Source organism: Georgenia wangjunii, from assembly GCF_036421975.1.
Taxonomy (GTDB): domain Bacteria; phylum Actinomycetota; class Actinomycetes; order Actinomycetales; family Actinomycetaceae; genus Georgenia_A; species Georgenia_A wangjunii.
The window spans coordinates 41,554-60,902 of record NZ_JAZGON010000012.1 but is presented as its reverse complement, the minus strand read 5'-3'; the positions used below and the strand labels follow the sequence as shown (position 1 = coordinate 60,902).

Genomic DNA, 19,349 nt, shown 5'->3' with positions numbered 1-19,349 from the left:
CCGGCGCCGTGCCAGGCCGCCGCAGCGGCACGCTCCTGGCCTGGTGCGGCCGTGACGCTCATCAGCACCCGGGCGCTGACCAAGCGCTTCGGCGCGGTCACCGCGGTGGAGGACCTGACGGTCGACGTGGCTCCCGGCGTCGTCGGCCTCGTCGGCGCGAACGGCGCCGGCAAGTCGACGCTCCTCAAGATGCTGCTCGGCCTCGTGCCTCCCACGTCCGGCAGCGCCCACCTGCTGGGCCTCGACGTCGCCACCGAGGGCTCCGCCATCCGCGAGCGCGTCGGCTACATGCCCGAGCACGACTGCCTGCCGCCGGACGTGTCCGCGACCGAGTTCACCGTGCACATGGCGCGTATGTCGGGCCTGCCCACCACGGCAGCCCGGGAGCGCAGCGCGGACACCCTGCGCCACGTCGGGCTCTACGAGGAGCGGTACCGCCCGATGGGCGGCTACTCCACCGGCATGCGGCAACGCGTCAAGCTCGCGCAGGCCCTCGTCCACGACCCGGAGCTCGTCATGCTCGACGAGCCGACCAACGGCCTCGACCCCGCCGGCCGCGACGACATGCTCGGCCTCATCCACCGCATCGGCGCCGAGTTCGGCATCTCGGTCCTCGTGACGTCCCACCTGCTCGGTGAGCTGGAGCGGGTCTGCGACAGCGTCGTCGTCGTCGACGGCGGGCGCCTGCTGCGGCACTCCAGCACCGTGGACATGACGACCGAGACCGCCGCGCTGCTCGTCGAGGTCGACGGCGACGTGGCGCCGCTCGCCGCCCTGCTGGAGCAGCGGGGCTTCCCCAGCCTGGCGCAGGGGCGCCAGCTCGAGGTCCAGGTGCACGACGACGCGCTCTATGACGTCATCCGCGACGGCGTAGCTGGGCTCGACCTCGGGCTCGTGCGGATCGAGCGCCGGCGGCACCGCATGTCCGAGCTCTTCGCGACCGCAGGGGGCAGCCATGCCGACGGGACCTGAGCCGCAGGCGGCCGGCGGCGGACCTTCCGGCGTCATCCACGACATCGGGTACCGGCACTACGACGGGCCCCGCCTCGGGACCCGCTACGTGCAGCGGTCGATGTTCGTCGACAGCCTGCGCGCCGCCTACGGGCTCGGCCGGTCCGCGCGCTCCAAGATCATGCCGGTCCTGCTCCTCGGCGCGATGTGCCTGCCCGCGGTCATCATGGTCGTCGTGACGGCGGTGCTCGGTGCTGGCGACCTTCCGCTCGGCTACACGGAGTACCTCTTCAACCTCCAGACCGTGGTCTCGATCTACCTCGCCGCGCAGGCCCCGGTGCTCGTCTCGCGCGACCTGCGGTACCGGGTGGTCCCGCTCTACTTCGCCCGGCCGTTGCAGCGCCAGCAGTACGTGCAGGCGAAGCTCGCGGCGATGACGGCGGCGCTCTTCCTCCTCATGGCCCTGCCTCTCGTCATCCTCTTCGCCGGCGCGCTGCTCGCCGAGCTCCCGTTCTCCGAGCACGCGCCCGACTTCCTGCTCGGGCTGCTCGGCGCCCTGGTGTACGCGCTCGTCCTGGGCAGCATCGGCCTGCTCATCGCGGCCCTCACCCCCCGGCGGGGCCTCGGGGTCGCGGCCGTCATCGCGGTGCTCCTCGTCCTGTCGGGCGTCCAGGTCGCCGTGTGGGCCGTCGCGGACGAGCTGGGCAGCACGACGCTGGCCGGCTACTCGGGCCTCATCTCGCCGTCCTCGCTCGTGGACGGGGTCCTCAGCGGAGTCCTCGGCGCGGGGAGCGCCGTCGCGGAGCCGCCAGGGACCGCGGGGGCGCTCGTGTTCCTCGTGGTGGCGGTGCTGCTCGTCGTCGGCTGCTACGCCGGCCTGCTCGCCCGCTACCGGAGGGTGCCGACGTCATGAGCACGCTGAGACTGGAGCAGGTCTCCCGCTGGTTCGGGAACGTCGTCGCCGTCAACGACGTGACGATGCACATCGGGGCCGGCGTGACCGGCCTGCTCGGCCCGAACGGCGCCGGCAAGTCGACGCTCATCCACATGATGGCCGGCTTCCTCTCCCCGTCCGCCGGCACGGTCACGCTCGACGAGCGCGAGGTGTGGCGCAACGAGGACATCTATCGCGACCTCGGTCTCGTGCCCGAGCGCGAGGACATGTACGACAACCTCTCCGGGTGGGACTTCGTGCTCGCCAACGCGAAGCTGCACCGGCTCCCCGACCCGGAGGCCGCCGCCCGCCACGCGATCGCCACCGTGCAGATGGCCGACGCCCAGGACCGCGCCATCCGCACCTACTCCAAGGGCATGCGCCAGCGCATCAAGATGGCGACGGCGCTGGTCCACGACCCCTCGGTGCTCCTGCTCGACGAGCCGTTCAACGGCATGGACCCCCGCCAGCGCCTCCAGCTCATGGAGCTGCTCGACCGGCTCGGCGGCGAGGGGCGGACGATCCTCTTCAGCTCGCACATCCTCGAGGAGGTGGAGCAGATCGCCGGGCGCATCGAGGTCATGGTGGCCGGGCGTCACGCCGCCTCGGGCGACTTCCGGGAGATCCGCCGGCTCATGACGAGGCGACCGCACCAGTACACGATCCGCTCCAGCGACGACCGGGCGCTGGCCGCTGCGGTCATCGCCCAGCCCAGCACGTCCGCCGTCGAGATCGTCGCCGGCGGTGAGCGGGTCAGCGCCGTGGGGATCGAGCGGGCCGGCGGCGTGCACGTGCAGGCCACCGACTTCGCCGCCTTCGTCCACGCGCTGCCGCGGGTGGCGGCGGCGAACGGGATCCGGCTCTACGAGGTGCGCCCGGCGGACGAGTCCCTCGAGAGCGTCTTCTCCTACCTGGTGGCCCGATGAACGCCACGGTCGCGCGACTCACGGCCCGCGCCATCCTCGGCCGCCGCCGCGCTCTCCTCCTCCTTCTCCTTCCCCTCGCACTCCTCCTCATCTGCGTGTTCGCCCGGGTCCTCGCCGGCGCTGACGACGGTGGGGGCGCCGACGCCCTCGCCGTCGAGCTGCTCAACGGGTTCGGCCTCGCCGTGCTCATGCCGCTGCTCGCCCTCATCGCGGGGACGGGCTCGATCGGTCCGGAGATCGACGACGGCTCGATCGTCTACCTGCTGGCCAAGCCGTTGCGTCGGTCGACGATCGTCGTGACCAAGCTGGCCGTCGCCCTCGGCATCGTCACGCTCTTCGGCGCAGTCCCGGTCGTCGTCGGCGGGGTCATCCTCACCGGCGAGCTCGGGGACGTCGCCCTCGGTTACGGCACCGGCAGCCTCGTGGCCGGCATCGCGTACTGCGCTGTCTTCCTCCTGCTCGCGGTGGTGAGCCGCAACGCCGTCGTCATCGGCCTGCTCTACGCGCTCATCTGGGAGTCGCTCATCGGGCAGGTCGTGCCGGGCGCGCAGGCGCTGAGCGTCCAGCAGTGGTCGCTCGCGATCACGGAGACGGTCGTCGGGGCCGACGCCGAGGCGCTCGGGATCGACTCGGCGGTGAGCCTTCCCGTCGCGGTCGTCCTGCTCCTGCTCGTCACCGTCGGCGGCACCTGGTACGCGTCGCGGCGGCTGCGGACGATCCGCCTGAGCGAAGAGGGCTGAGCGCGCCCGTGATCGGTCGTGCGCCGTGCGGTCCAGCGAGGCCGGACGGAAGGAGGGCGTCGGTGTGCGCTCCTGGGCGTTCCTCGTCTCCCTTCTCGGCGGGCACTGGCGCTGGCGAGCGACGCCACAGGATTGTGACGTGCCCGCGGTTGTCCGCCGCGATGGTGAAGACGAGTGGCCGAGGATGTCGAAGACGGCCTTGAGTCAGCTCAGAGGCGGCTGAGATGAAGCAGAACCGATTGCTCAGGGTTGACCACGGGAGCGTGGAGCCCGACCGTGCCGAGCACCTTGCCGGTCAGCGTGGCTACGGGCCACCATGGCGGCGGGGCGTGCCCGGTGCGGCCAGTGACCGCGTCGGCCGGGGCGAGCGGCGTGACCCGGTAGGTCGCCGCGGCGTCCAGCCCGGGGAGGGTGACCCGCCCGAGCGGAGCAGCGACGGGCGTGCGGATCTCGACGATGGCGAAGATCGCTTCGCTGCCGTCCGCGGCGACGACGCCATGGACCCACAGCGCTGGGTCGGCGTGGTCTCCGTGAACGACGGTGCCGGTGTGCAACAGGTCTCGGTGCCGCTTGTGGGCGGCGACCCACTCGGTGAGGCGGCCGAGCTCCTCGGTCGTGGCCGTGGTGATGTCCCACTCGATGCCGAGGTGGGAGAAGAACGCGGTGCCGGCGCGGAAGTCGAGGCTGTGTGCGCGGCCGGTGCTGTGGTTGACCGGGGATGCGATGTGCGAGCCGACGAGCTCGGGCGGCAGGAGGAGGCTGGTACCGGCCTCGATGAACTGACGCTCCAGCGGGTCGATGCAGTCGGATGCCCACACGCGGTCGGTGCGCGCGAGGATGCCCAGGTCCGCCCGGCCACCGCCACCGGCGCACGACTCGATCTCCAGGTGGGGGTGCGCGGCTCTGATCTCGTCGATCAGCCGGTAGACCGCAATGGTCTGCTCATGGACGCCGGCGCGGCCGGTGGCCTGCGAGGCAGGTTCGATGAGGTCGCGGTTGTAGTCCCACTTGACGTAGTCGATGTGGTACTCGTCCAGGACTCTGAGCATCTGGTCGCGGACGTGGGCGTACGCTCCCGGTTGCGCGAGGTCGAGGACCTGCTGGTTACGGGCCGGGACGGGGACCCGACCGCCCGCAGAGAAGATCCACTCCGGGTGCGCCCGGTACAGCTCGGAGTCGACGTTGACCATCTCCGGTTCGAACCACAACCCGAATTGCATGCCGAGGGCGTGGACGTGGTCGACGAGCGGTCCCAGGCCGTGCGGCCAGACATCGGGTGAGACGATCCAGTCCCCGAGGCCGGACGTGTCGTCGCGGCGGGAGCCGAACCACCCGTCGTCCAGGACGTAGCGCTCTACACCCGCCGCAGCTGCGAGATCGGCCAGCGCTTTCAGCCGCTCGACGTCATGGTCGAAGTACACCGCTTCCCACACGTTGAGGAGGACCGGACGGGGCGCGGCCGGGTGCTCGGGGCGTGACCGCAGGAAGCGGTGGAAGCGCCCGGACATCTCGTCCAGGCCGTCGCCGTGAGAGGCGTAGAGCCAGGGACTCTGGTAGGTCTCGCCCTCCGCGAGGCGCACCTCGCCCGGAAGCAGGAGCTCGCCGCCGGCGAGGAGGGAGGTGCCGAGGTTCGTGCGCTCGGCGTAGGTGCGGGTGTTGCCGGACCACGCGACGTGCACGGCGTGCATGCGCCCGCGCCGCCAGCCGAACCCGCGCTCGCCGGCCGCGAGGACGAGGCTGGCGTCGTGGCCGCGGGCTCGACGCGACTCGCGCAGGTGGGTGCCGAGGGTGAAGGCGTGACGCTGCTGTGCGCGTTCGCGCAGGTGACGGCCAGTCAGGTCGAGGATCTCCGTGGCCTGTGCCGGCACCGGGAGGGCGAGGTCGAGGGCGGCGAGGTCGAAGACGTCCTGCCCGGTATTCGTCAGCTCGGCGCGCATCCGCAGAAGGCCGGGACGCAGGAGCTCGAGGAGGAGTCGCAGGCCGAGCCCGGCGGCGGCGTCCGTCGCGGTGACCCGCACGCGGTGCGCGACGAGGGCGTCGCCTTCCCCGTCCGTGACGTCGAGGGAGGTGACGGCGAAGGCCGTCGAGAAGTCACGACCCTGGCGGTGACCGACGAGGCCCGGGGTGCCGAGCCAGCCCGAGGAGTGCTCCGGCACCAGGGCGAGCGGGACGACGATGTCGGCCTGCCCGGAGACGAGCGGGGGCTCGCTGACCCGCGCGAGCTCGTGGAGGACGTCGGGGCCGACGTCGCCGAGGTCGTCGCCCCAGTGCAGGACCTGAGGCAGCGCGCTCCCAGCCGCCACGAGCACGAGGGAGGTTCCCCCGGAGCGCAGGTGATGTACCTGCGGGGCGGCGGCGGACGGCGATGGCTCGACGGTCATGGCCCCAGTCTTCCGGGTGATGCCCGGCGTCGCTCCTGGTGCCACGCTGCGGTCGTCACTTGATGGCACCCCGGGTGACTCCGGAGATCACCCAGCGCTGGGCGAAGACGTAGACGACGAGCAGCGGCGCCATCGCCATGAGGTAGGACGCGAAGGCGAGCGTGTAGTCGGCGGAGAACTGCCCCTGGAAGACGTACTGGGCGAGCTGGATCGTCGCGCCGTCGGGATCGGAGATGATGACGAGCGGCAAGAGGAAGTCGTTCCACGCCCACACGCACGTGAGGATGCCCACCGTCGCGTTGATCGGGGCGAGGAGCGGGAAGATCACCTTCCAGAACACGCCCCACGTGCTCGCCCCGTCCATGCGCGCGGCCTCCTCCAGCTCGGCCGGGATCGACCGGATGTAGGCGGTGTAGAGGAAGACGTTGAAGGACAGCCCGTAGACGGTGTAGAGCAGGATGAGCCCGGCCTGGTTGTCCAGCCCGAGGATGGCGGCTTGCTTCGCGGCGGGGAGCATGAGGACGGGGAAGGGGATGAACAGTGCCGCGATGAAGTAGTAGAAGAGCGCCTTGAACAGCCGCCGGTGCATCTGCCGGGCGATCGCGAAGGCGACCATGGAGTTCGTCAGCAGAGTGAGGACCACGGCTCCCACCGTGATGAGCGCGGTGTTGAGCGCCCGGGCGGGGAAGCCGATGGTGCGCCACGCCTCGGCGAAATTGCCCCAGGCCCACTCCGTGGGTAGCGCGAAGCCGGTGCCACCTAGCTGGTCCGGTGTCTTCAGGGCCGTCACCACGGTGAAGTACAGCGGGATGAGGACGGTGAGGGCCAGCACGCACAGCAGCGCCGTCAGCCACCAGCCCGTCCCGCTCATTCGGGGTCGGCGGCGGCGCGGCGCCAGCGGTGGTGGCATGGTCACTGCGTTGGCTCCGGACATCAGGCCGACACCTCCTCACGGCGCAGCACGCGGAGCTGGAAGAACGCGAACGCGACGATGACGATCATGAAGATCACCGCGTTGGCGAGCTGGTAGCCGAACTCCCCGCCCTCGAAGCCCCCGCGGTAGATGAGCACGCCGATGGACTCGGTCGAGGTACCCGGACCGCCGCCCGTCATCGCGATGATCTGATCGAAGACCTGGAGGAAGTTCTTCAGTGCCAGGACCAGGTTGATGGTGAAGAAGCCCCAGATCATCGGCATCGTGATGCTCCAGAACTGCCGCCACCGGCTCGCGCCGTCGATGGAGGCGGCCTCGTAGAGCTCAGTGGGTACGGTCTGCAGGCCGGCGAGGTAGATGATGATGGTGAATGCCACGCCCTGCCAGACCGTCATGACGACGATGCCGATCCAGGCGAGGCTCGGGTCGGCGAGGATGGACGTACTCAACCATTCGATGCCCAGCGCCTGCGCGACGGCCGGCAGGGAGAGGTTGAACATGTATGAGAACACGTAACCGATGACGAGCAGGGCCAAGACGTAGGGGATGAAGTACACCCCTCGCAGCGTGTTCTTGAGCTTGATGCGCGCGTTGAGGCCGAGGGCGATCGCCAGGCCGATCACGTTGACGAGGATTGTCGTGACGATTGCGAACTGAAAGGTGAAGAGGTAGGCGGCAACGACTCGCGGGTCGGAGAAGAGGGCGACGTAGTTGGAGAACCCCACGAAGTCCCACGTGCCGTAGCCGGGGGAGTCGGTGAAGCTGTAGAAGATGCCCTGGAGCACCGGGACGGTGTGCAGGACGAAGAACAGGACGAACGCCGGCAGCACCATCCAGTAGTAGGCGCGGTCCAGACCCCGCTTCGTCTCCCGCCGGGCGCCCTTCCGTGCGCCGGATCGCTCAGCAGCGCTCGTGCCGCTCATGAGCCTTCCACCGCCCCTACGCCCCAGGTGCGCCGCTGCGCTACCCGGTCCCAGTTGCTGTCGAGGCCGTCGACGAACGCCTCGGCGTTCCGATCGAGCAGGTACTGCTGCAGCAGCGGGCCGAGCGGGATGGCCGGAATGAACTGGTGGTCCGTGAAGCCCACGATACGTTCCTCCTCGATGTAGTCCCGCACCCCCTCGAGCGCGGGGTCCTCGTTCGCGAGGCCCTCGAGGACGGGTATGGCCACCTGCTGCTCGGCGTACTCCTGCACGACTTCCGGCCGGAGGAGGTAAGCCAGGAAGCGTTCCACCTCCTGCTGGTGCGGGGTGGTCGCCGAGGCGGCCAGGACGACGTCGACGCCGGAGACGAGCGTCGTCTGCGCGGGGTCGTCCGTGGCGGGGAACGCGAAGGAACCAACCGTGAAGCCCGGCTCGAAGGAGCGGATCTGGGGGACGGCATAGCTGCCCAGCAGGAGCATCGCGGACTCGCCATCCGCGAAGGCCCGGGTTCCCTCCTGGTATCCGAACGCCGCCGGATCCGGCTGCGTGTACTCGAACAGGGTCCCCAGCTTCTCGATGGCCTCCAGCCAGCCTTCTCGGAAGGTCGCCTCACCGGCGAACCGCGCCTCGAAGAAGTCCTCCGGCTGCGTCTGCGCTGTGAGCGGCGCCAACGGTGACTGCGCCGTCCAGGCGTCGGCGAGCATCGCGTAGAACGGCGTGATGCCTTGGGACTCGAAGTACTCCGCGGTCTCGGTGAGCTCGGACCATGTGGCCGGAACCTCCCGGCCGTGCTCCTCGAACATCTCCACGTTGTACAGGACGCCCGAGGCGTTGGCGGCGAACGGGATCCCGTCGACCGCTCCGGGTTCGCTCTCGCCGAGCTCCTGGATGACCTCGACGTACACGGGCTGGACGTCCTCGAGAAGGGGACTGCCGGAGAAGTCGTGGAAGATCCCGGCCGACGCGAACTCCCCGAACGTGGCGTTGGCATTGAAGGTGAGGACGTCGGGGGGATCCTCCTTGACCAGCCGGATCCGCAACGCGGTCTCGGGGCTCGGCACGTTGTCCACGGTCACGCGGATGTCGGGGTTCTCGGTCTCGAACCGGTCCGCGATGTCGTTGAAGAAGTCCACGGCCTCGGGCTTGAACTGGAAGAAGACGATCTCTGTCGGTCCGTCAGCGCCGGCGCCGGCGCAGGCAGCCAGTGCGGCGAGCGAGATCGCCAGTGAGGCGACGCCGACAACCCGGACCGGCCTGCGCATCGACGACCTCCTGGAGTCCGTGGCGTGTTCCGCGATGCCCATTGCCGAGGCGTTCTCAGCGGTCGCAACGCTAGCCCCTCGGGCCGTCGCCCGCACGCCAAAGTGTGACGTGCGTCACACCGTTCGCACGTCGGGCCCGAGGGGGTCATCGCACCGGCTGCTGCCACGATCGAGGGCTGCCGTTCACCCTCGCACGTGGGCAGTCCCGCACGTCGCGAGCTCCGCCGTTCGCAGCGAAGGATTCCGTGCGCCGTTGGGGTACGCGTTGCGTACGAGGGCTCCGGACAAGCAGAAGGGCCGCCCGGATCTCTCCGGACGGCCCTTTCGACCTGCTACTTCTCTGGTGGGCGATACTGGGATCGAACCAGTGACCTCTTCCGTGTCAGGGAAGCGCGCTACCGCTGCGCCAATCGCCCAAGCCAAACACATACACAAACCGAGGTGGCGACGGGATTCGAACCCGTGTATACGGCTTTGCAGGCCGCTGCCTCGCCTCTCGGCCACGCCACCCTGAGACTGGATGCCCACCGGGTGGTGGTGCCTCCGAGCGGACGACGGGATTCGAACCCGCGACCCTCACCTTGGCAAGGTGATGCTCTACCACTGAGCCACGTCCGCATGCATTCGCCCTTCGCTTTCGCTCTTGGCGGTGCGTCCGAAACTCTAGCCGAGGGGAACGGCGAGAGTCCAACTCGTGGGGCTAGCGTGGCAGTGTGACCTCGACAACAGTGGCCCGGGACCCGCACGATCCCGCGGGTTCGGCCGCCCAGTTCCCGGGTGTCCGGGCCCGCGGGGCCGTCCAGAGCGTGGATCTTTGCCGGGACCCGGCTGTGCTGAGGGCCGGTGGGTGGTGGGCCGTGGTCGCCGACTTCGACGGTCCGGCGCGCGCCTGGCGCTTCGCCGAGGTCGAGCGCGACCCGGCACCGGGCGCGCCCGGCCGGCCCACCGGCACCCGCGACGCCTCCGCACCGCTGCCTCCGTGGTCCGGCCCCCGCCCCGAGGCGTGGACGACGTCGATGGACCGTGCCGCGTACACGTCGGCGGTGCGGGTCACGCGGGCAGCGATCCGGGAGGGAGAGGTCTACCAGGCGAACATCTGCCGCGTGCTCTCCGCGCCGCTGCCCGCCACCGACGCCGAGCCTGACGCCGCCGCCCTCGCCGCTGTCCTCGCGGCGGGCAACCCGGCGCCCTACGCCGGCTACGTCCACGTCCCGGCCGCCAGCGGGCACCCCCCGGCGTGGGTCGTGACCGCCTCGCCCGAGCTGTCCCTCTCCGTCGCCGACGGGTTCGTCACGTCCGGACCGATCAAGGGCACCGGCCGCACGGCGGCTGACCTCGCCGAGAAGGACCGTGCGGAGAACGTCATGATCACCGACCTCGTGCGCAACGACCTCCAGCAGGTGTGCGTCCCAGGGAGCGTCGAGGTGCTCGACCTCCTCGCGGTCGAGCACCACCCCGGCCTCGTCCACCTCGTCTCACGTGTACGCGGGCGCCTCCTCGAGGACGACCCGGCGCGGCTCTGGTCCGGCCTCCTCGCCGCGGCCCACCCGCCGGGCTCGGTCTCCGGTGCGCCGAAGTCGAGCGCGCTCCGGCTCATCTCCGCGCTCGAGCCGGTCGCCCGCGGCCCGTACTGCGGTGCCGTCGGCTGGATCGACGCGGACGCGGGGCGCGCCGAGCTCGCCGTCGCCATCCGCACGTTCTGGTGGACGCCGGACTCCGCTGCCGGCCCCGCAGCCCTCCGTTTCGGCACCGGCGCCGGCATCACGTGGGGGAGCGACCCGGAGGAGGAGTGGGAGGAGACCGAGCTCAAGGCGCGTCGTCTCGTTGGTCTCGCCTCCGGCTCGCCGGTCCCCGGCTCCGGCGCTCGGGCCGGAGAAGCGCGACCGGCGCACGCGCCGGCGCCCTTCCGTGCCAGGCTCGGGTCATGACGACGCTCGTGTGGCACGACGGCGCCCTCCACGGTGCCGACACCCCGCTCCTGTCCGCCCTCGACCGCGGCGTGACGGTGGGCGACGGCATCTTCGAGACGTGCGCCGTCGTCGACGGGACGCCCTTCGCCCTCACCCGCCACCTCGACCGGCTCGCCCGCTCTGCCGCCGGGATGGGCCTGCCGGTCCCCGACGAGGGCGTCGTCCGCGGCGCGGTCGGGGAGGTCGTCGCGGCCCTCGGCCGCGTCGACGGACGCCTGAGGATCACGTGGACGGCCGGACCGGGTCCCATGGGCTCAGCGCGCGGCGACGGCGGACCGACGCTCCTCGTCACCGCCTCACCGGCGCCGCCCGTCACCGTGACCGGCGCGCCCCCGGCCCGCGTCGTCGTCGTGCCCTGGGTGCGCAACGAGCGCTCCCCGCTCGTCGGCATCAAGTCGACGTCGTACGGGGAGAACGTCCTCGCCCTCGCCCACGCCCGCGAGCGCGGAGGCACCGAGGCGATCCTCGCCAACTCCCGCGGGGAGCTGTGCGAGGGGGCCGCGTCGAACGTCTTCGTCGAGTCCGGCGGTGTCCTGCGCACCCCGCCGCTGAGCTCGGGCTGCCTCGCCGGTGTCACCCGCGAGCTCGTCCTCGAGTGGGCGCGCGCCGAGGGCATCCCCGTGAGCGAGGAGACCCTGCCCCTGTCGGCGCTCCACGACGCCGAGCACGTCGCCATCACGTCGAGCCTGCGCGGCGTGCTGCCCGTGGGCGCCGTCGACGGCCGCGACCTCGCCCCGGGACCGCTCGCGACCGCCATGAGCGAGGTGTTCAGCCGCCGTCGGGCCGGCGACCTCGACCCGTGACCGAGCCCTTGACGGCTGGGTGTTAGTCACTAACACTGGGCGCGTGGCACGACGGGGAGAGACGCGAGCGGCGCTGCAGTCGGCGGCCCTCGACCTGTTCGAGCACCAGGGGTACGAGGCCACGACGGTCGAGCAGATCGCCTCCGCGGCCGGCGTCACCGCCATGACGTTCTTCCGCCACTTCTCCACGAAGAGCGGCGCCGTCATGGACGACCCCTACGACCCCCTCGTCGGACAGGCCGTCGCCGCGCAGCCGTCGGACCTCTCCCCGCTCGACCGGGCCTGCCGTGGGCTGCTGGCGGCGCTGTCCGAGCTTCCTGCCGACGAGCGGGGCGACACGCGGCGGCGCGTGCGGGTCATCGCCGCGAGCCCCGCGCTGCGGGGGAAGATGTGGGAGAACAACGAGCGGACGCAGACGGTCATGGCCGAGGCGCTCGTCGCGACGGGGGCGACGCGGCACGAGGCGCAGGTGGCCGCGGGTGCGTGCCTCGGCGCCGTCGTCGCGTCGCTGCTCGAGTGGGGCCGTACGGGTGAGCGGGACCTCGGTGACCTCCTCGTGAGCGCGCTGGCACAGCTCTCTCCGGGCGCCGCCCCGGGCGCCGGTGAGGCGGTGCCCCCATCATGAGCGGTCCCGTGCTCGAGCTGCGGGGCGTCACCAAGCACTACCCGGGCGTACCGGCCCTCGTCGGGATCGACCTCGTGGTGCTGCCGGGTCAGACCCACGCCGTCGTCGGCCTCAACGGCGCCGGGAAGTCCACGCTCATGCGGGTCCTGCTCGGGATGACGCGACCGACGGCGGGGGAGGGCCGCGTCCGGGGCCGGTGCGTCCAGGCGATGCGGCCGCGGGACTGGGACGGTGTGGGCTGCCTCGTCGAGGCACCGTTGGCCTATGCCGAGCTGACGGTGGCGCAGAACCTGTGGGCGGCCGGTCGGCTCTCGGGCCTCGGCGAGGCCGAGGCGCGAGCGGCGGCGCGCCGGGTCGCCGAGGAGCTCGTCCTCACCCCGTGGTGGGAGCGCCGGGCGCGCACGCTCTCCCTGGGCAACCGGCAGCGGGTCGGGCTGGCGGGGGCGCTCGTCGCGGACCCGTCAGTCATCGTCCTCGACGAGCCGACCAACGGCCTCGACCCCGCCGGTGTCGTCGTCGTGCGCAACGCCATCCTCGAGCGGGTGCGAGCCGGCGCGGCCGTGCTGGTCTCGAGCCACCACCTCGACGAGGTCGCCCGTATCGCCGACCAGATCAGCGTCCTCAATGCGGGGCGGGTGATCGGCACGCTCGCCCCGGACGCGGCCGACATCGAGCGACGCTTCTTCGAGCTGGTCTACGCCGACGTCGAGGGTGCGCGGTGAGCGCGTACCGGGCCGCGCTGGTCGTGGAGTGGATGAAGGTGCGGCGCTCGCCCGTGGGCGGCGTCACGACCGCCCTCCTCGTCCTCGGTGTCGCGGCGGTCTCCGGCGCCTCGTTCGCCAGCATCGGCGGTGACGGTGTGCTCGCCGCCAAGGCCGAGCTGCTCGGCGGCGGACAGGGGTGGACGGGGCTGCTCGGGCTCGCGAGCCAGGTCATGGCAGTCGGCGGCCTCCTCGGTTTCGGCGTCATGGCGGGGTGGCTGTTCGGGCGGGAGTTCACCGACGGCACCGTGGCCGCCCTCTTCGCCCGGCCTGTCCCGCTGAGTGCCGTCGCGGCCGCGAAGCTCACCGTCTACCTCGGCTGGGCGCTAGGGGTCGCGGGCCTCGTGCTGACGGGCGTGCTCGCCGTCGGTGGCCTCCTCGCCCTTGCGGGCGACGCGAGCCTCAGGTCGACCGCCGCAGCGGGGCCGGCGTTCAAGCTCGTGGTCGTCACGGTGCTCACGGCGCTCCTGGCGACCCCGTGCGCCCTCGTGGCGACGCTCGCCCGCGGGTACCTCGCCGCCGTCGGGGCGGCGGTGGCGGTCGTCGTCGTCGCGCAGGTCGCCGTCATGGTCGGCCTTGGCGGCTGGTTCCCTTTCGCCGCCCCCGGCGTCTGGGCGGCCGACGTGGCGGGGGCCGACGGCGTGGCGGCCGTGCAGCTCACCCTCGCCGTGCCCGTAACGCTCGTCGCCGGCGCCATGACGGTGCTGGCCTGGCGGCGTCTGGCGCTGTGAGCGGCGGTTCACGCGCACCATCGGTGGTGCGTTAGTATCTCTTCCCGCGGGCGATTGGCTCAGTGGTAGAGCGCCTCGTTCACACCGAGGAGGTCACTGGTTCGAACCCAGTATCGCCCACCACCCGCGAACGGCCCCCGACCCCTCGACGAGGTCGGGGGCCGTCGGCGTCTCCGGCGCCGTGCGCCCGCGGCACGGAGGCTGCCCGGAAGGGCACGCGGCCGTGCCCTTCCGTCCTGCGTCCGGCGCTTCATCCTGCGGGTGACCGGTGCGATCGTCGGACGGTGGAGCCGGCTGCACGCGGTCAACGTGACGTCGCACGCGCAGTGACGCAAGGGGCGCGTGGGAACCGCGCGCCCACGACCGGCCGGGCCGAGCCCCGCGCCGGGGCCGCCGTGCACCCGCTCACGCGGGCAGCACCGCGCGGACACGCGTCGCCCGGCACGACGATCGCGCAGGTCGTCCAGATGCAGCGCCTCGTCGGCAACCACGCCGTGAGCCAGCTGCTCGGAGCCACGGGTGGACGCACCGGACCGGGCACCGACGAGCGCGCAGCAGTGCCCGACGTCGCGAGTCCTGCCGGCGAGACCGGTGGGTCACGCCCCGTGGGTGCCGGTACCGCGGGGTGGGCCGTGGCGGACCCGCCCTCAGGAGCAGCGGGTGCGACGAGGCGCGAGAGCGAGGGGGATCCCGGTGCGGCTGCTCCCGCCGCGGCCGACCCCGCCACGGCGGATCCCGCCACCGCGAATCACGGCACGGTGGCGCCGGGCGTGGGGGCGCCGCTCGAGGCGCCGGGCGGCCTCATCGGAAGCGCGGTGGCCGCTCCGCTCCGTACCGGTCCGTCCGGTGCCGAGCGGTCACAGCACGGGGGCAGCGCTCGTTCCGGGGCTGGTGGGGCGGTGGCGACCCACCCGGGCACAGCGGCCGGCGGGGGCGACGCTGACGTCGATCAAGCCGGCCAGGAGATGTTCGAGGTCGGCGTCGCTGGGCCCGGCACCGACCTCGACCTCATCGATACCGAGCTCGCCGAGCACGAGCGGTGGACCGGCTCGTTCGGGGACCTCGGCACCGCGGGGAGCGACCAGCGGGCGCGGTTCCTCCTCGAGATGACCGGGCAGGGCGCGGTGAGCGGCGCCGCCGGAGGCGTCGTCATGGGCTTCGCGATGAGCGCGATCGGCGCGGCCGTCGGCCAGGTCGCCGGGCGGCGCCTCGCGACGTTGGCCGTCTCGCGCGGTTTGAGCGCCACACCCGTGCCGGGTCTCGGCTCGGCCATCGGCGGCGTCATGGCTGTCGCGGGCCTGGCGATGCGCGACTGGGGGGCGACCGGGCAGACCATCGGGCGCATCGGGACAGGCACGGGGTACGAGCGCCTCGCCAACGACCTCGAGGGCCTCGCGGAGCTGCTCGACGTGACGACCGCCATCATGGACGTCGTCGCCGGCGTCCTGGGCGGCATAGCGGTGGGGATGTGGGTCGGCGCCATCCTCTCGGCGGGCGCGTTGTCCCCGCTGGCCGCGACCCTCTCCGCCATCGGTATCGGCATGAACATCGCGACGACCGCCGTCGGCCTCATCGTCAGCGCGATCATCCGTCCTGTCGTCGCCGCGCTGCGCGCCCTGCACGCGTTCGAGTCCCAGGGCGACCCGGCCACGGTCGAGCAGCAGGGCGCGGCGCTCTCCGCCGCGGCGGGGCAGGTCACCGGCGCCGTGGCGGGCGCCCTTGCCGCCAAGGCCGGCGGGCACGTGGGGCAGGCCGGGGGCACCCGCGCCGACCGTGGCATCACACGTCTGCAGGAGCACGCCACGGGCGGAGCCCCACCGCGCTCCTCGACGTCCGAGGCCGGACCGCGCCTGCACGTCGAGATGCCCGAGGCGCCCGCCCCGCGGCCGGAGGCCGACGCGGTCCCGCCTCCGGCCCCGAGCGCATCTCCGGGTCCTGCCCCGGCCCCTGCCCCAGCCCCGCGAGGGGACGCCGGCACGAGCCCGTCCCCGGACGCACCACCGACGCCCGACGTCGTCATCCGCGGCGACTTCTCGGACAGCGCGCTCTCCGTCCACGGACGCCGCAACACCGCCTCCGCCCAGGCAGGGGACATCGCCCGGCACGGGCACCAGGGCCCCCGGGGCGACGCGCTCATCTCCGAGCACGTCATCCCGGGCGCCCAGGTGCGTGACGCCACGTTCGACCCGAAGCACGGCGCGCCTGACTGGCAGCGGACCACACCCAGCGGCAGGAGCGACGGCGCGGACTACAACAACGCCACCACCATCGCCGAGCACGCGGCGGTCGCCAGCCACAAGACTGCGCTCGACAACGTCGCGACGGCGGACCTGCAGTCCCGCGGTGGACCTCGCAACCTCGTCGACGACCTCCTTCTCCCCTCGCTCGACCGCCACCAGCAGGCGGTGGACACCGCGATCGCCCGCGGGGAGATCACGCCCGAGCAGGCCACCGACCCCACCCATCGCGCCCTCGCAGCGCTCGCCGAGATGTGGGGCGCGGGCGACGCGGGCGGAGGTGCTCAGGCGCGGGCCGACGCGGCGGCAGCGGGTACGCGCGTCACCAACCCGAGGTCCGCGCGCGGCCGTCGGGCGGCGTCCGAGCAACGCCGCGGCGCGCGGCTCAGCGGCGAGGACGTCGCCGGGTTCGACGACATCGACTGGGACGCGACGTTCAGCGGCGGGACCCGCGCCGAGGCGGACGCGCCGGCACCGGCCTCCCCGGCACCCGGGCCCGCGGGCCGGGCGCCGGGCGGTGCACCCGCGAGCGGGCCGCCCGTCCCCGACCACACCCAGACGGCGGCCACGACGTCCCGGGCGGACGCGATGGCCCAGTACCAGGCGCAGGTCCAGGCGGATCCGGCGCGTGAGTCGGGTGTGTGGCGCGACGGCGCGGGCACGTACCACGTCATGCAGGGCGGGCCGGGCAGCGTCGCGCCGCCGGCGGGGGCGAGCGGGCGGCTCGAGCTCGTCTACCACAGCCACCCCGTCGAGACCGACCAGGTCATGCGGGACCTCGTGACCCAACCGTCCCAGGCAGGCGGCGACCTCAGCGTCCTGCAGTACCAGCACGGCGAGGGACCCGTGGGGCAGCGCCAGACGTCCGAGCTCCACTTCCCCGTCTACGACTCGACGGGCGCGCACGTCGGCTACGGCTCCACCCACTTCACCTACGACCCCACGCACCCGCTGCCGCTCCAGGTGAGGACGACGACCCCCACCGGGCGCACCACGACGCAGCGGTACGCCTCGTTCGCGGACTTCGAGCAGCGCGCCGGCGTGGGAGCGAGCGCAGCGACGCCGGCGCAGGGGCAGGCGGTCCGCGACGCCGCCGAGGCCCAGCTCGGCACCGACCGTGCCGGAGCCGGGGCCCGGATCGAGGAGACGTCCCGAGCCCTGCGCGGCGGGCCGGGCATCGTCGGGATCCGCGAGGGCCGCGGACTGGCACGCGAGGAGGAGGACGACCCGGCGCGCGCCCCGGCCGCGGGGCCGGGGTATACCGCGCGGGTCACGGGGCTGCGCCCGGGAGAGGCCCTCGAGCTCCCGGTCAGCCCGGCGTACCCACCTCCGCCCGGGACCACGGCCGAGCTGGCCGTGCTGCGCGAACGCGTCGCGGTGACCCGGTCGGCCCAGGAGGAGCTGGCGCGCACCCGGTACCGGATGGCTGCCCAGGCGGCGGGCCAGCGGGCCGAGGACGCACGGCTCGGGCGGGCGGCGACCGTGTCCCAGGGACTGACGACCGGTGCCCAGCAGCAGACGAGCGCCACGGGCCGGACGGACGCGACGAACGCGCAGCAGCAGCAGACGGCGGGGGAGGCCCTCGGCACGCTCGGGCGCACGAGCCAGGAGGGCGCCGCGGTCGCCACCCTCGTCGGGAGCCTGCGGACGTTCCAAGGACTCGCCCACCTCTTCGGGTACCTGCCGGGTGACCTCGGCGCGGACGCCCGCGCGGCGGGCCGTGACGTCACCCGGCTCATCGCGGCGCTGGGCCGCGTGCGGGACGCGGACGCCGCCCAGGGGGAGCTCGCCGGGCGACGCGAGGGGATCGCCGCGAACCACCAGCGCATCGGTGCCGTGGCACAGGAGAACCGCCGGACCACGGAGGAACTTGTCCGGGGCGAGGTGCAGGTGGCCGAGCTCCGTGCGCGCAACCAGGCAGCCCTTGGTGAGACCGACGCGGTCGGCGCGCAGGCCCAGGCTGAGCATGGGGCGGCAGTGGCGGAGGAGCGGGAGACGCAGGCCCGCCACGACGACCTGCTCGCCCGCATGCGAGCATGGGCCGGCGAGCACAGGGCGGCCCGCGACGCGGCGGTCGCGACGGCTCGCGCGGGGCTCGTCGCCCAGGGGCTCGAGGCGGAGGAGGTGCGATGACCGTGTCCGAGCACCCCGATGTCCGCCGTGCCCGCACGACGGTGGCGAGGTGGCGCGACGAGGCCGCACCTGCCGCGCTCGCCACGGCCCTCGAGGACCTCGCCACCGCGGCGACCGAGGGCGGCGACCTCGGCACAGCCGCGGCGTCGCTCGAGGAGGCCGCCGGCCTCTGGGACGTGACGGGTGACCATGACCGGCACGGGCACACCCTCCTCCTCGCGGCGGCGACCCAGCGCCTGCGGGGGGACCTCGGCGCGGCACGGCACGACCTCGAGCGGGCGCTCGCCGTTCCGGACCTCCCCGACGCCGTCCTGGGCGCGCTCGAGATGGAGCGCGCCGAGCAGGACCTCGCCGGGGGCGAGGTGGAGGCCGCCCGGCAGCGCTTCGGTGCGGTGGTCGCCAAGCTCGCCGGCAGCGAGGACGCGCTCGTGCTCGCCCGGGTGCTCCAGCGGCGGGCTGCCGCGGCCGTCGCTGCGGAGGCGTGGCGGGACGCGGCACGCGATCTCATGGACGCCGAGGCGATCTTCCTCGACCACGGTCACCGTGCGGAAGGGGAGGCCGCGGCACTCGGTGCGGCCGTGAGCGTCGCCCACGTCGATCCCGCTGTCGGCGAGGAGGTGTGGGCGGGCGTCGTCGCGCAGGCCCCCGCCGACGGCGCCGTCGCCGCGCAGCGCGGCATCGTGGGCGGGCGGGTAGCGATGCTCGCGGGGGACCCGGCGCTCGCGCTCCGGCGGTTCGACGACGCGCGGGCGGGCGCCCTCGATGCCGGCGACCCGATCGCCTACCTCATGGCCGCCAGCGAGGCGGCCCGGGCCGCCGAGTCCCTCGACGACGACGTGACGGCCTACGAGCGGCTGGCCACGGCGTGGGCGAGCATCGGGGATCTCCTCGGTGCGGAGGCCGGCCGCCAGCTGACCCGACCGTTGCTCGAGCAGCTCCGCGACCGCCTGGGGCCTGGGCGGTTCGACGCCGCACGGGCGGCGTACGAGGCTGCCCGGCGGCATCGCGCCGGGTAGAACCACCGCGTCGCCACGGTGC

At 73.0% G+C, this 19,349-nt stretch carries 15 protein-coding genes and 4 tRNA genes; 12 read left to right on the top strand and 7 right to left on the bottom strand.

Features of this window, described 5'->3' with window-relative positions:
• Positions 1-51: 51 nt before the first annotated feature.
• The 4 genes from V2J63_RS14600 to V2J63_RS14585 are packed head-to-tail and all read left to right on the top strand — an operon-like array spanning position 52 to position 3,551.
• Complete coding sequence (locus V2J63_RS14600; RefSeq protein WP_331231718.1) at positions 52-972, top strand: ABC transporter ATP-binding protein; 921 nt, start codon at positions 52-54, stop codon at positions 970-972.
• Entirely contained in the window at positions 956-1,864 is a 909-nt protein-coding gene (locus V2J63_RS14595) for an ABC transporter permease (protein ID WP_331231717.1), read from the top strand. Before V2J63_RS14600 ends, V2J63_RS14595 begins: the two co-directional genes overlap by 17 nt.
• Positions 1,861-2,811, top strand: a complete 951-nt coding sequence (locus V2J63_RS14590) for an ABC transporter ATP-binding protein (RefSeq protein ID WP_331231716.1) — start codon at positions 1,861-1,863, stop codon at positions 2,809-2,811. Before V2J63_RS14595 ends, V2J63_RS14590 begins: the two co-directional genes overlap by 4 nt.
• Positions 2,808-3,551, top strand: a complete 744-nt coding sequence (locus V2J63_RS14585) for an ABC transporter permease (protein ID WP_331231715.1) — start codon at positions 2,808-2,810, stop codon at positions 3,549-3,551. Before V2J63_RS14590 ends, V2J63_RS14585 begins: the two co-directional genes overlap by 4 nt.
• Positions 3,552-3,760: 209 nt before the next feature.
• Here V2J63_RS14585 and V2J63_RS14580 read toward each other — a convergent pair whose 3' ends face one another.
• The 7 genes from V2J63_RS14580 to V2J63_RS14550 all read right to left on the bottom strand — a co-directional run bounded on the left by V2J63_RS14580 (position 3,761) and on the right by V2J63_RS14550 (position 9,669).
• Positions 3,761-5,932, bottom strand: coding sequence for an alpha-galactosidase (locus tag V2J63_RS14580; protein WP_331231714.1), 2,172 nt, complete (start codon positions 5,930-5,932; stop codon positions 3,761-3,763).
• A gap of 55 nt (positions 5,933-5,987) precedes the next feature.
• Positions 5,988-6,803, bottom strand: coding sequence for a carbohydrate ABC transporter permease (locus tag V2J63_RS14575; RefSeq protein WP_331231713.1), 816 nt, complete (start codon positions 6,801-6,803; stop codon positions 5,988-5,990).
• A 62-nt stretch (positions 6,804-6,865) separates the two neighbouring features.
• Entirely contained in the window at positions 6,866-7,789 is a 924-nt protein-coding gene (locus tag V2J63_RS14570) for a carbohydrate ABC transporter permease (protein WP_331231712.1), read from the bottom strand.
• Complete coding sequence (locus V2J63_RS14565) at positions 7,786-9,051, bottom strand: ABC transporter substrate-binding protein (RefSeq protein WP_331231711.1); 1,266 nt, start codon at positions 9,049-9,051, stop codon at positions 7,786-7,788. The genes V2J63_RS14570 and V2J63_RS14565 overlap by 4 nt, the downstream gene beginning before the upstream one ends.
• 341 nt (positions 9,052-9,392) lie before the next feature.
• Positions 9,393-9,467 (bottom strand) — tRNA-Val (locus V2J63_RS14560).
• Positions 9,468-9,490: 23 nt separating this feature from the next.
• Positions 9,491-9,561, bottom strand: a tRNA-Cys gene (locus tag V2J63_RS14555).
• A 36-nt stretch (positions 9,562-9,597) separates the two neighbouring features.
• Positions 9,598-9,669: transfer RNA gene (locus V2J63_RS14550), tRNA-Gly, on the bottom strand.
• A 95-nt stretch (positions 9,670-9,764) separates the two neighbouring features.
• Between V2J63_RS14550 and V2J63_RS14545 the strand changes: the two genes are divergently transcribed.
• The 8 genes from V2J63_RS14545 (at position 9,765) to V2J63_RS14510 (ending at position 19,327) form a co-directional block, all read left to right on the top strand.
• Positions 9,765-10,979: a chorismate-binding protein gene (locus tag V2J63_RS14545; protein WP_331231710.1), complete on the top strand. Its 1,215-nt coding sequence runs from the start codon at positions 9,765-9,767 to the stop codon at positions 10,977-10,979.
• Positions 10,976-11,824: an aminotransferase class IV gene (locus V2J63_RS14540; protein ID WP_331231709.1), complete on the top strand. Its 849-nt coding sequence runs from the start codon at positions 10,976-10,978 to the stop codon at positions 11,822-11,824. Before V2J63_RS14545 ends, V2J63_RS14540 begins: the two co-directional genes overlap by 4 nt.
• A 43-nt stretch (positions 11,825-11,867) precedes the next feature.
• Positions 11,868-12,449, top strand: a complete 582-nt coding sequence (locus V2J63_RS14535) for a TetR/AcrR family transcriptional regulator (RefSeq protein WP_331231708.1) — start codon at positions 11,868-11,870, stop codon at positions 12,447-12,449.
• Positions 12,446-13,171 carry an ABC transporter ATP-binding protein gene (locus tag V2J63_RS14530; protein WP_331231707.1) on the top strand — a complete coding sequence of 242 codons (726 nt, stop codon included), beginning with the start codon at positions 12,446-12,448 and terminating at the stop codon, positions 13,169-13,171. The genes V2J63_RS14535 and V2J63_RS14530 overlap by 4 nt, the downstream gene beginning before the upstream one ends.
• Complete coding sequence (locus V2J63_RS14525) at positions 13,168-13,941, top strand: ABC transporter permease (RefSeq protein ID WP_331231706.1); 774 nt, start codon at positions 13,168-13,170, stop codon at positions 13,939-13,941. Before V2J63_RS14530 ends, V2J63_RS14525 begins: the two co-directional genes overlap by 4 nt.
• Before the next feature lie 48 nt (positions 13,942-13,989).
• Positions 13,990-14,064 (top strand) — tRNA-Val (locus tag V2J63_RS14520).
• Positions 14,065-14,840: 776 nt separating this feature from the next.
• Positions 14,841-18,311, top strand: coding sequence for a hypothetical protein (locus tag V2J63_RS14515; RefSeq protein WP_331231705.1), 3,471 nt, complete (start codon positions 14,841-14,843; stop codon positions 18,309-18,311).
• Positions 18,308-19,327, top strand: a complete 1,020-nt coding sequence (locus V2J63_RS14510) for a hypothetical protein (protein ID WP_331231704.1) — start codon at positions 18,308-18,310, stop codon at positions 19,325-19,327. Before V2J63_RS14515 ends, V2J63_RS14510 begins: the two co-directional genes overlap by 4 nt.
• The last annotated feature ends 22 nt before the right edge of the window (positions 19,328-19,349 follow it).